Here is an 11,772-nt window from a genome sequence, read left to right on the forward strand (position 1 = left end):
TAACCGTCAGCCGGATAACGGCTTTGCTAAACTCGTCTTTGCTGGCATGACTGGGCAGTAGAGGGCGATGGTTATGGGGACAGCACAGCACACGCGAGATGATCTTGAACTGATCGAAAATCTGACCGAGATTTGCGGCAGTTCGGCGGTGTGCATCGATTCTTCCGACCTGCGCTTTTTCTCGCAAGATTTGTTTTACGAAGGGAATGTCCCGCTGGCCATTGTCGCTCCGGCCACCGCTCAAGAACTCGCGGAGCTGGTCACATATTGCCGCAAAGTAAAGCTATCCATTTTCCCTCGAGGAGGAGGAATGTCCTATAGCCGGGCTTTCCAACCCAATTGTCAGAAATCCGTCATGCTGGACCTCGCCAATCTCAATCATATTCATGAAATTTCCATGGCAGATGGACATGTCACAGTGGGATCGGGATGTACCTGGTTGGCCCTTGATCAGGCATTGGCCAAAAAGGATATGCGCGCGCGGTTTTGGGGGCCGATGTCTGGGCGGATAGCGACAATCGGTGGATCCATGAGTGTTGGCACAGTGACTTTTGGCTCCGGCACAACCGGAGCTTCAGCCAACGCAGTGAAAAGCTTTGAGATTGTTAGCGGAACGGGAGAGATTATCCATACAGGATCCGATGGCAGCCTAGGCGGCCATCCCAATAATCGCAATTTCGGACCCGATCTGACCGGCATCTTTGCCAATGATGCGGGCGCGCTGGGGATTAAGACAGCAGTAACTTTGGAAATTGAACCACGTCCTGCCCATGTTACCGGCCTATCTTTTGCCTATGATGATTTTGATGCAATGGCTGCGCTATTTTGTGCTTTGACCAGCCAAAGATTGGCCAGCGAACTCATCGCCATGGATGGTGATGTCGCGCGGCAAAATGCTGGACCCGCCAATTTGCTTGCTGATGTTAAAGCGATGTGGCGCATCGGCAAAGCGGCCGGTAATCCATTGGCCGCGCTCAACCGGATGACCAGAATTGCTCTGGCAGGCCGTCGCTTTTTGGACAAAGCGAAATACACTGCCCATTTTGTTGTTGAAGGGCGCGATAAAGCGGACTTGAAAAGTCGCATTAGTGCCATTCGTCAATTGGCCAAATCGGGATCGGAAATTGTCAACACCGTCCCATTAATGACTCGCGCTGATCCGTTTCCGGTTTTGCCGGTCACCCATCCCGATGGTCGCCGAATGCTGCCCATTCATGGTCTCTTTCCGCAATCGGCATTGTCTGAATTCCACAGTGATTATCTCAAACTCAAAGCCGAATTTCGTGACAAAATGGAAACTGCATCGGTAACTGTTGCAGAATTTTTTGCTGGCGTTGCAGGCATTGGCTTGTTGTATGAACCTGTCTTTTACTGGCCCGACAATATGCTGTCCTATCACGATAGAAATATGCCCGACTATCTTGAAGGGCAAATGCCGGAATATCCTGAAAATTTAGCGGCCCGCAATATTGTTGAACAATTTGTCAGCGCCTTTCACAAATTGACCCAAAAACATGGCGGCTCGCATTTTCAAATCGGGCGGACATATCCTTATGTTGAAAACCGCTCAAACGGGGCTGCTTCTTTGCTGCGCAATCTGAAAAACGCACTCGACCCAGATAATATCATCAATCCAGGAGCCTTGGGGCTATGATCGACACAGAAACACCCATAGCCATTATCGGCGGTGGCATTGGCGGGCTGGTGGCTGGGATTGCTTTGCAGAAAGCTGGTTTTTCCCCTCATATATACGAACGCGCATCGAAATTTGATGAGGTGGGAGCGGGCATATCCATGTCACCCAACGCGACTTTGGGATTGGAAGCGCTGGGATTTGGCGACTATCTGACCGCGCATGCCAATGAGCCTTTGGAACAGCGGCTCTATCACGGGGAAACCGGGGAATTGCTGCAAGCGATTGATCGCCGCAATTGTCGTGACACCTATCATGCCGCTTATTATCAGCTCCACCGCGCTGATTTGCTCAATATGCTGATCGACAAATTTGGTCTCGCAAATTGCACGATGGACAAAAGCCTAACCTCAATCGAAAGCGCGGATACAGGCGCTCGGTTAAATTTTGAAGATGGAACCACGGTGCAGACCGCGGTGGTTATCGCCGCAGACGGATTGCGGTCTATCGTTCGTGACCAGCTATTCGACAATAGTCCGCCGGAATTTAGCGGTCATGTCGCCTGGCGAGCTCTGGTGCCGGCAGAAAAATTGGGTCCGCTATCGGTTGAAAGGTGGAATATCAATCATCTCGGCAAAGGCCGCAACATTGTTTCCTACCCCGTCCGGGGAGAAGCTTTGGTCAATATTGTCGCATTGACCAAAGCCGACCAATGGGCGGAAGAAAGTTGGAATGCAAAAGCATCCAAAGAGGAGCTTGCTCAGCATTATCAGGGGTGGGCTGACTATGTGGGCCAACTGATTGATGCCTTGCCCGCGGATCAACTTTATCGCTGGGGCCTGTTCATTCGCAAACCACTCGACAAATGGGTCAATGGTAGGACCGCGCTGTTAGGCGATGCCGCGCATCCCATGCTGCCCTATATGGGTCAAGGCGCCTCGAGCGCGATAGAAGATGGCGTCATTTTAGGCCGCGCCTTCGCCGCTGCGGACACGATTGACACCGCGCTTAAAATCTATGCGGATACGCGAAGAGAACGCGCGTCCTTGTTGCAATCCGAATCCAATCTTGGCGGCGAGCGCCTCCAAGCCATTAATCCTGATGCTTTTCGCGACACACCGATAAAAAACGAAGATGCATTGGGCATATTCGCCTATGATCCAGTGACAGTCGCGCTCGCGATATAAAGCTGATCAGGCTGGTTTGGTAGCGATTAAAGACTGCAAAAATTCATTGCTGGACTTAGGCCCATCCTCAACAATAAAGCCGGTTTGCTCCAAAATGCCCTTAAAGTCGCTAGCCACAAAAGCCGGTGAATAAGGTTCGCAATTGTCGCGGCTATCATTGTCGATCATGAACCGATAGCCGGGAGGAACCTGTCCGTCGTCATTATTGGGAAATTCAAAAATCGAAAATTTGCCGCCGGGCCGAAGAACTCGGAACATCTCAGCAAGAATTTCCTTCATTTTCGCGACCGGCACTTCGTGAAAGAGAATATAGGCCAAAATCATATCAAATTGACCGTCCGCAAAACCGCTATCTTCGGCCAAAGCTTGCTTGAAATGAACATCCTTACCATGTTGCACCGCGCGCATATGCCCATAGCGGATTAACGGCAATCCCACGTCCAATCCCCAAATCTCAGCTTGTGGATACAGCGTTTTCAAATGCGTTGTGCATTGACCGATAGAACAGCCAACATCCAAAATTTGCTCTATTTTCCCGTCTTCCGGTTTGGTCGCTTTTTCGGCGAGTTCAATGTGGAGTTCATCCTGATCGTTAAACCCTTCGTAGAAAATCTTGGTGCCATAATGGAAGACAATCCCGCCCAGAGGGTCATCCGTATAGCCACCAGGCTGGCAATGAATTTCGCAGCGGGTATATTTTGGTGGCTCGAAATTGGAGTCGTAGTGGATATTGTCAGGATGTGATATTTCCGCATCTGCCATGTCCTGCATCAATTTATCGGCGCCGCGGACGAAACTTTTGCGCGTGCCCCGCCACATCATTTCTTGCTGCGAGCGCACAAAACGCTGCCAGGTTGGCGTGAACGGCACTTGGGCGAAAACTTTCTTGATATCGCTGAGAGGCAATTGTTCACCTTCTTCAGGCGTCGGCGTTTCGCCTTTTTCGATCGATTTGCCGAGAGCAGCTTCACCATTGGCCGCCATCACCGGAAACCCTTTTTGAATGGCAAATTTGCGAAAGCTCGTCACAAATTCGAGATAGCTTTCATCCGCCAATTTTGTCGGGCGGGGCAAAACACCTATATTTCCTCGATCCATAGTCGCTTCCTTTCCGTTACACTTTATCTGACAAATCATGGGTGGGGCGCCTCAAGAAGCCGCCAAAAACACGCTCAACCAGCTCATCGCGCTGCGCGGCCCGCGCCGCGATTTCTTCAGCTTCCGGCATATGTTTTTCTATTTCTTCACTGACCGAAATCCCTTTGTCGGCGAGAATTTTCTCCAGGACAATGACCCGATCATGGTGCGTCCAAACCGTCGCGGTCAGTTCCAGCAAAGCATCAAGTACATTATCAATCACCACATTTTCAAAATAGACACGGCCATTGCCACCAATTTCATCACCAAGTTCGGTGGGCACCTCGATTTTTTTCGACTCGTCGTTCATCATTCAACCTCGACCATTAGTTATTTGGACTGTGCCAGACTGTTGCTGGAAGCACAGTTCTGCCAGTCATATTATCCACGCAACGGATAGCGGTCAGGCAGGGTTTATCTTCTGCAAAGAATTCCGCAAAGAGAGGAACATGTCAAACCCGTTTGAAAATTATACCGAATTGCATGATTTTGCGGCATCGCAGCCTGAGCTTTTCTGGGGTGACGTGGCCAAAACACTCCATTGGTCAAAACAATGGGATCATGTCCTCAGCGAAGACGGCGGTCCGATAGCGCGGTGGTTTGTCGGAGGAGAGTTAAACGCCTGTTATAACTGTGTGGACCGCCATGTTGAAGACGGCTTTGGCGATCAAATAGCTCTCTATTTTGAAAGCCCAGTGACGCAAACCGAACGCACTTTAACCTATTCCCAATTGCAAGATCAGACGTCCAAATTGGGCGGCGCTATGCAAAAACATGGTGTATCCAAAGGCGACCGGGTGTTGATCTATATGCCCAACTCGCCGGAAGCCGTTGTCGCAATGTTAGCATGCGCTCGCATCGGTGCGGTCCATTCGGTTGTTTTTGGCGGCTTTGCGGCGAAAGAATTGGCGACGCGGATAGATGATGCAACGCCGTCGCTCGTTCTTGCGGCTTCCTGCGGCATAGAAGGATCAAAAATCTTACCCTATCAGCCTATTTTGGACGAAGCCTTCGCCATAGCAGACCATAAAATGGCTCGAACTATTTACTGGCAAAGAAGCCAATGTGAAGCGCAATTGGGTCCTCAAGCTTTGGATTGGGAAACCGAATTGGCGCAGGCTCCATCGGCGGCGTGCCAACCCGTCGCTGCCACGGATCCGCTCTACATATTATACACCTCTGGCACCACAGGTCAGCCGAAAGGAATAGTGCGAGACACCGGCGGCTATTTGACCGCTTTGGCTTGGACCATGGAGAATATCTACCGCTGTCCGCCAGGCGAAACCTATTGGGCGGCCAGTGATGTCGGCTGGGTCGTAGGCCATAGTTATATTGTTTATGGTCCCTTGCTAAACCGCAATGCCACGGTGGTTTTTGAGGGCAAGCCGGTGGGGACACCGGATGCCGGAATTTTCTGGCAGCTCATCGCCAAACATAGGGTCCGCAGTTTTTTTACAGCACCCACGGCGATCCGTGCGATCAAGCAAGTGGATCCACACGGGGAATTGGCCCTTCACCATGATTTGTCTGCTTTGCAGGCCATCTATCTCGCTGGCGAGCGCACAGACCCAAGCACATTGACTTGGATCGGAGATCTGCTTGGCAAACCGGTTGTCGACCATTGGTGGCAAACCGAAACAGGATGGGCAATTTGCGCAAACCCTATGGGAGTGGAACAGCTTCCGATCAAAGCGGGATCGACCAGCCTCGCGATGCCAGGGTGGCAAATTCACTGCCTTGATGAAGATGGTTTGCCCGTCCCTGCTGGGGATAATGGAGCTATTGTTGCCAAATTGCCCTTGCCACCCGGCGCCGCTCCAACGCTATGGAACGCCTCAGACCGCTATAAGACCGCTTATCTGGACCGATATCCCGGCTATTATTTATCCGGAGATGCCGGTTATATCGACGAAGATGGGTTTGTTTTTGTTATGACCCGGACCGATGATGTTATTAACGTCGCTGGGCATCGGCTCTCATCGTCAGCAATTGAAGAAATATTGGCGGCCAATCCCGCCGTTGCCGAATGCGCCGTTGTGGGCATAAATGACGACCTCAAGGGAAGCGTTCCGGCCAGCTTTGTTGTCGTCAAGGCTGGCATCGACCCCAATACACCCTCTTTATCCGACCAACTCATTGGCGAAGTGCGCACGGCTATCGGACCGGTGGCAGCTTTTAAAATAGTCCATATTGTCACAAAACTGCCGAAAACACGGTCCGGCAAAATCTTGCGCCGTAACATTCGTCAGATTGCCGATGGGGAAACGCCCAAAATACCCGCAACGATTGAGGACCTATCGGTGCTGGACGAATATTTTGCCCTCTTCAATCACCGAGAGGCCCAACCATGACCGGAACCCTATTGCGTGAAAAACTGTCAACCGGTCGCATCATTGCGGCGCCCGGCATTTACGATATGATGAGCTTGCTGCTAGCCAATCGTCAGGAATTTGATGCCCATTATGCTTCCGGTTATTGGGGCACTGCCTCTGCGCTGGGATTGCCAGATGTTGGCATTGCTGGCTATCGTGATTTCATTACACAATTTGGCCGGTTTGCCGAAACAAGCACGGCCCCGCTCATTGCTGATGCTGATACCGGCTTTGGCAGCATCGCCAATTTGGTCCACGCGGTAAAGGGCTATGCCCGAGCAGGTGTTGCTGCGATGCAGCTGGAAGACCAAGGTTTCCCAAAAATATGCGGCCATGTCGGCAGAGCTGTATCCGTTGCGGATGATCAAATGGTCACTCGAATCCATGCAGCGTTGGAAGCCAGAGAAACTGTCGACCGCGGCAAGGACATGCTCATCATTGCGCGGTCTGATGCCCGGCGGACCGAAGGCCTCGACCGCGCCATTGACCGACTTAAGAAATATGCTGATGCGGGCGCTGATATTTTATTTTTGGAAGCCCCGGAAGATGAGAAAGAAATTGAACAGGCCGCCAATGCCCTGAGCAAGCCGTTGATGGTCAATGCTGCCCATGGCGGTTTCACTCCCATATTATCGCCAAATGATTATGCAGCGCTCGGCGCTCGGCTGGTAATCTATCCAGCGGGCGCGCCCCTATCTGCTGCTGCGGCAGTTCAGAATTTTTATGCACAGCTTAAAGAGGGTAATCCTAACAGCACGCATGATGCGATGTTTGATTTTGCCGAAATGTCCGAGATGCTGGGCATCGATGATGTCGGCCAATTGCAGGACAAATATCCCAATGCCTAAATCTATTCGTGCGGCGGTTTGCGCCGGGCATGGCGCCGCGCCCGTTATTGAAACGTTGCTTCTCGACGATCCCTTGCCAGATGAAATGATCATAACGGTGAAGGCTGCGGCCATTTGCCATACTGATCTCGGCATATCCGAATGGTCAGACAGTCCCCGTGTTTTCGGACATGAGGGGGCCGGCATCGTCTTGCAAACCGGTAGCGCAATAGAAAAATTTCAAGTGGGCGATCGCGTAGCGGCTACATTTGGGTTTTGCGGTCAATGCCGCAATTGTAAGGATGCGCATCCCGCTTATTGTTTTGATAATATCAATCTCAACATTGAAGGTCAGCGCGCCCGACCGGCCTTATCCCGTCCCGATGGTGAAATCATTGGCGGCGCTTTTTTTCAACAAAGCACATTTGCATCCCACGCGCTGGTCACAGAACGCAACGCTATCGCCATTCCTGAAACTCTCGATTTTGTAACGGCAGCGCCGCTGGGTTGTGGAATCCAGACAGGGGCAGGCGCGATTATCAACAATTTCTCCGCAACAGCCGGACGGCCTTTGCTGGTCATCGGCTGTGGTGCGGTTGGACTGTCGGCCATCATGGCTGCAAAAATTATAGGCTGCGCGCCCATTATTGCCAGCGATATCCATTCTCATCGCACCGCTTTGGCCACGCAATATGGCGCGGATATGATAGTTGATAGCGCGGATATCGAATTTGCCGCCAAGATTATCGCTGCCACAAATGGCGGGGTGTCCTATGCGCTGGACACGGCTGGATCACAGCAGACTTTTGAGACTGCTATGGCATGTTTGCATCCTGGAGGAAATTTGGGAATATTGACCATTCCCGGTGCCTTTGAAGATAGTGTTCCGCATCCTGGCGGATTGCCCTTTATGACCACAACGATGACCGGGATAATTGAAGGAGATAGCGTACCCGATCAATTTATTCCCTGGCTGATCGAACAGCATCAGCAGGGGCGGTTACCCTATGATGAGTTGATCACCACTTTTCCATTTGAAGACATAGCGAACGCCTTTGATGCCCAGCGCAGCGGTGCCGCCATAAAACCCGTTTTAACCTTTTGAAAGAAGCCTGAAATGAGCGATATTCAAATTATCAGGACAGACAATATCGAAACAATCATGGATATTTCAATCGTGATTATCGGCGGCGGTGGAACTGGACTTTGCGCTGCACTGGCTGCACGAGACGCCGGAAAAGATGTTCTTGTTATTGAACGAGACCGGCAACCGCTGGGCACCACTTCCATGTCCACCGGACTGATTCCAGCGGCGGGAAGTCAGGCGCAAAAGGCAAAAAATATAGACGACGATCCCGAACTGTTCGCCAATGATATAATTGCCAAAACGAAAGGCAAGGTTGATCAGGAATTGGTTGCGCATCTTGCCGCTGAATCGGCGCGCACGATTGATTGGCTCATGGCCGATCATGCCATAGGTCTTAGCCTCGTTGAAGGTTTTACCTATCCAGGCCACAGCGCATTACGGATGCACGGCATGCCTAGTCGATCGGGCGGAGAATTAATGGGCGCGTTAGCCTCAGCCTGCGAGACGGCGGGCGTTGATATATTGTCCGATGCTACGGTCGATACGCTTTATCTCGACAAGGCGGACAATGTCATCGCGGTGGCAGCCACTCGTCCGGATGGCGGGCAAGACGTGATTGGCTGCGGTGCGGTCATCCTCGCATGTTGCGGCTTTGCCGGCAATCAAGAAATGGTTGCTGACCTTATCCCCGAATTGAAACATGCAACCTTTCATGGCCATCCAGGCAATAAAGGCCATGCGATAAAATGGGGGGAGCAATTGGGAGCAGCGATGGCAGATCTGAGTGCCTATCAAGGCCATGCCGGCCTAGCCGCAGGCTTTGGTATACCGATATTGTGGCCGCTTATTGCCGAAGGTGGGATTCAAGTGAACAAAGCTGGCAACCGCTTTTCCAATGAAGCCGCTGGCTATTCGGAACAAGCCGTCAAAGTTCTAGAACAAGACGGTCATATCGCATGGAGTATCTATGATGAGTCACGTCATCAAATCATGGAACAATTTGACGACTATCAACAAGCCAAGTCTGCAGGCTGTCTGATCAAAGCCGATAATCTCGATGGGTTGGCTGCATTGACCGGGATAGCGGCTGGAGGACTCAATGCTAGCATTTCGCAAACGCATAAGCTCGTGGACAGCGAAGAAACCGATGAATTTGGTCGCAGCTTTGCAGGGAAAGAAAAATTACAGGCGCCTTTTTATGCGGTTCGGGTAACCGGCGCCTTGTTCCATACGCAGGGTGGGCTTGAAGTGGATCGCAACGCAAAAGTTCGCAGATCTGATGGGTCTTTATTCCCCAATCTCTATGCAGGAGGTGGTGCCGCCCGCGGCATTTCAGGACCTGGTGCAGATGGCTATATTGCCGGAAACGGGCTATTGACTGCCACTACATTGGGACGGATTGCTGGCGAACATGCCGCGCGTGACACACTCATTCCCTCCGATTGAGGAAAAGCTTGGGCGGCCGGCAACCGGTTTAATTGGGATCAAATTGGCCTGAGATGAGCGATGCAGTATTTTGGAGCGGTTTTAAAAACTGCGCAATCGCTTCGTCTGCCTTAAAGGCTGAAACAAAATAAATCAGACCCAAAGCGCCAATCGGCTCTCTTTCGTCATTCAAAACCGGCACTGCCAACGTAGAGGTTTTCCCCGGCTCCTCATTGTAGAAATTGCGGTTTTGAATAGCATAACCATCACTGCGAATTTGATTGAGCACAACATCATCGGACAGGATGAGCAATCCAGTACGCGAGGTCTCATTGTCGGTGGCCTCCCAGGCTTCGCTGACCATCTGCCGTTCATCTTCTGAACAATGCGCCAAATAGGCCTTGCCGGTCGCGCATTCGGCAATCGGCAAAGTATAGCCGGGATAATAGTTCGTAAATGTGAGCGATGTCATTTTATGGGTAGAATCGCGAACCATCATGCGGGTTCCGACACGCGTGGCCAACGATACGGGCCAGCTGACATCCTTACACAAATCTTCCAGCAATGGGCGCGCGGCGGCAACCAGTTGATCCTCTTCCTGAAAGCCAGTTGCTAGGGTTTGAACCAAGGACGTTACACGGTATCGCTTGCGGGCCGGTTCGCGCTCGATCAAGCCTTCGTGCAACAATGTCTGCACAATGCGACAGGCCGTAGGATAAGGCACATCGGCCGCCCGTGAGATATTCATCATCGTAATGGGGCCGTCTCGATTAACCGCTGACAGCACCGCAATGCCTCTGGTTATCGCTCTGATAGGTACACCGCGCTCCATATACGAACCTCCTCTATCCGACAGGCGGATAGATAAGCGCATTTCTTCAGTGGTCGCAACAGTTTATTTTGCATGGCCGGTGCAGAAAAAGAAAAGGGGCGAGACGAGCCCGCCCCCAAAAATATTTACAGACCTTCGACGCTTTTGCTGACCAGCACATTCACAGCAACGCGGCGGTTTTGTGCCTTGCCTTCTCTGGTCTCATTATTGGCCAGCGGATCGGCTTCAGCCATACCGGTCGGCGTCAACATCCGATACGGCTTCCAACCACAGGCTTGCTGTAAGAAATTCACAACCCGGCCTGCTCGCCGTTCGCTGAGTACTTGGTTATAGTCCTGACTACCTACAGAATCCGTATAGCCGACCACCAGGAGCAAAGCATTGTCCATTGATTCAGCCTGCGCTGCTGCCGCACATAATTCGCCCTCGGCTTGCGAAGTTAAGCGCCATTTTCCGGTATCGAAATAAACATTGGTTGTGCCTTTGATATTATATTTATCGATATCGCCCATGCGGCCCCGCAGCGCCTCGGTTGCTGCTGTTTGTTCTGCAAAACCTTGCGCTGTGCCATTGCGGATCATACTGGCTGTTTTGAGATCCTTGTTGCGCAAATTAATCTTGCTCGCGACCAGTCCTTCACCCCATTGCACGGTCTTTACCGTCACTGGCAGACCATTGAGCAACGCATCCGTGGCAAGCTTGCTTCGATTTATACCGAACAGGCCTTTGCTCGCACGAATTTGCGTCGCATCCGCTAGAGTGATGGCTGTACTGTTACCATCAGGGCTAGTTACACGCATCCGGTTCGCCTCGCGTGCCGAAATAAAGCCCTCAATGTCAGGACCCTCGGTCAAGCCTGACAGGTCTGCGGGTGGCAAGCCATTGACCGTGATATCGGCTTCGGCTTCTGGCAATTCCTGTGCCGCTATCGTATTAGGCATTGCGATAGCCAGCATAGCCATCCCCATGGCGATCCCTGAACTTCTGGAAATATGTCTCATTGCTCTTCTCCTTCAAATAAAGTGAGCCGAACCCGTGTGTTCGTGGCATATAAAATCTGTCCGGTGACAGACCCCCCTGTCACCTCGCAATACAAGATGTACGGCATGGCTTCCTTACGTGTTGAAACGATCCTTGCTGGCAGATGAACGTTATCCCCGATACCTTTCATTTTGCAGGTAATCCGAGCATATCATGCGGCGAACAGATGTGTAGAGGTCGTGAAACTTACCTCATTGTCGAGCCGAGAATCACATTCCGAAGGGGAAAGCG

The 11,772-nt window shown here is 51.7% G+C and carries 10 protein-coding genes; 6 read left to right on the forward strand and 4 right to left on the reverse strand.

Annotated features, from left to right (window positions below; all coding sequences use genetic code 11):
• Positions 1–73: 73 nt before the first annotated feature.
• Complete coding sequence (locus ABJU74_RS06555) at positions 74–1,654, forward strand: FAD-binding oxidoreductase (protein WP_348383846.1); 1,581 nt, start codon at positions 74–76, stop codon at positions 1,652–1,654.
• Positions 1,651–2,820 carry an FAD-dependent monooxygenase gene (locus ABJU74_RS06560; protein ID WP_348383845.1) on the forward strand — a complete coding sequence of 390 codons (1,170 nt, stop codon included), beginning with the start codon at positions 1,651–1,653 and terminating at the stop codon, positions 2,818–2,820. The genes ABJU74_RS06555 and ABJU74_RS06560 overlap by 4 nt, the downstream gene beginning before the upstream one ends.
• A 6-nt stretch (positions 2,821–2,826) precedes the next feature.
• Here the strand turns inward: ABJU74_RS06560 and ABJU74_RS06565 are convergent, their stop codons facing one another.
• Both ABJU74_RS06565 and ABJU74_RS06570 read right to left on the reverse strand, forming a co-directional pair.
• Positions 2,827–3,918, reverse strand: coding sequence for a methyltransferase domain-containing protein (locus ABJU74_RS06565; protein WP_348383844.1), 1,092 nt, complete (start codon positions 3,916–3,918; stop codon positions 2,827–2,829).
• 16 nt (positions 3,919–3,934) lie between these two features.
• Positions 3,935–4,270: a hypothetical protein gene (locus ABJU74_RS06570; RefSeq protein ID WP_348383843.1), complete on the reverse strand. Its 336-nt coding sequence runs from the start codon at positions 4,268–4,270 to the stop codon at positions 3,935–3,937.
• Positions 4,271–4,406: 136 nt separating this feature from the next.
• Between ABJU74_RS06570 and ABJU74_RS06575 the strand changes: the two genes are divergently transcribed.
• The 4 genes from ABJU74_RS06575 to ABJU74_RS06590 are packed head-to-tail and all read left to right on the forward strand — an operon-like array spanning position 4,407 to position 9,689.
• Entirely contained in the window at positions 4,407–6,308 is a 1,902-nt protein-coding gene (locus ABJU74_RS06575) for an AMP-binding protein (protein WP_348383842.1), read from the forward strand.
• On the forward strand, positions 6,305–7,177 hold the full coding sequence (locus ABJU74_RS06580) for an isocitrate lyase/PEP mutase family protein (RefSeq protein WP_348383841.1): 873 nt from the start codon (positions 6,305–6,307) through the stop codon (positions 7,175–7,177). Before ABJU74_RS06575 ends, ABJU74_RS06580 begins: the two co-directional genes overlap by 4 nt.
• Entirely contained in the window at positions 7,170–8,261 is a 1,092-nt protein-coding gene (locus tag ABJU74_RS06585) for an NAD(P)-dependent alcohol dehydrogenase (protein WP_348383840.1), read from the forward strand. Before ABJU74_RS06580 ends, ABJU74_RS06585 begins: the two co-directional genes overlap by 8 nt.
• A 12-nt stretch (positions 8,262–8,273) precedes the next feature.
• A complete protein-coding gene (locus ABJU74_RS06590) occupies positions 8,274–9,689 on the forward strand; it encodes an FAD-dependent oxidoreductase (protein WP_348383839.1) in 1,416 nt (471 codons plus the stop codon).
• A gap of 28 nt (positions 9,690–9,717) precedes the next feature.
• On the opposite strand, the gene ABJU74_RS06595 is transcribed toward ABJU74_RS06590, so the two are convergent.
• Both ABJU74_RS06595 and ABJU74_RS06600 read right to left on the reverse strand, forming a co-directional pair.
• Positions 9,718–10,500, reverse strand: a complete 783-nt coding sequence (locus tag ABJU74_RS06595) for an IclR family transcriptional regulator C-terminal domain-containing protein (RefSeq protein WP_348383838.1) — start codon at positions 10,498–10,500, stop codon at positions 9,718–9,720.
• A 125-nt stretch (positions 10,501–10,625) separates the two neighbouring features.
• Positions 10,626–11,501: an OmpA family protein gene (locus ABJU74_RS06600; RefSeq protein ID WP_348383837.1), complete on the reverse strand. Its 876-nt coding sequence runs from the start codon at positions 11,499–11,501 to the stop codon at positions 10,626–10,628.
• Positions 11,502–11,772 lie beyond the last annotated feature (271 nt).

Source organism: Parasphingorhabdus sp. (assembly GCF_039982415.1).
In the GTDB taxonomy this organism is placed as follows: Bacteria; Pseudomonadota; Alphaproteobacteria; order Sphingomonadales; family Sphingomonadaceae; genus Parasphingorhabdus.

Excerpts from the sequence above, each read along its gene's own strand:
- ABJU74_RS06580 (WP_348383841.1), top strand. The coding sequence starts at position 6,305 with ATGACCGGAACCCTATTGCGTGAAAAACTGTCAACCGGTCGCATCATT.
- ABJU74_RS06600 (WP_348383837.1), bottom strand. The coding sequence starts at position 11,501 with ATGAGACATATTTCCAGAAGTTCAGGGATCGCCATGGGGATGGCTATG.
- ABJU74_RS06585 (WP_348383840.1), top strand. The coding sequence starts at position 7,170 with ATGCCTAAATCTATTCGTGCGGCGGTTTGCGCCGGGCATGGCGCCGCG.
- ABJU74_RS06595 (WP_348383838.1), bottom strand. The coding sequence starts at position 10,500 with ATGGAGCGCGGTGTACCTATCAGAGCGATAACCAGAGGCATTGCGGTG.
- ABJU74_RS06590 (WP_348383839.1), top strand. The coding sequence starts at position 8,274 with ATGAGCGATATTCAAATTATCAGGACAGACAATATCGAAACAATCATG.
- ABJU74_RS06555 (WP_348383846.1), top strand. The coding sequence starts at position 74 with ATGGGGACAGCACAGCACACGCGAGATGATCTTGAACTGATCGAAAAT.
- ABJU74_RS06575 (WP_348383842.1), top strand. The coding sequence starts at position 4,407 with ATGTCAAACCCGTTTGAAAATTATACCGAATTGCATGATTTTGCGGCA.
- ABJU74_RS06565 (WP_348383844.1), bottom strand. The coding sequence starts at position 3,918 with ATGGATCGAGGAAATATAGGTGTTTTGCCCCGCCCGACAAAATTGGCG.
- ABJU74_RS06560 (WP_348383845.1), top strand. The coding sequence starts at position 1,651 with ATGATCGACACAGAAACACCCATAGCCATTATCGGCGGTGGCATTGGC.
- ABJU74_RS06570 (WP_348383843.1), bottom strand. The coding sequence starts at position 4,270 with ATGATGAACGACGAGTCGAAAAAAATCGAGGTGCCCACCGAACTTGGT.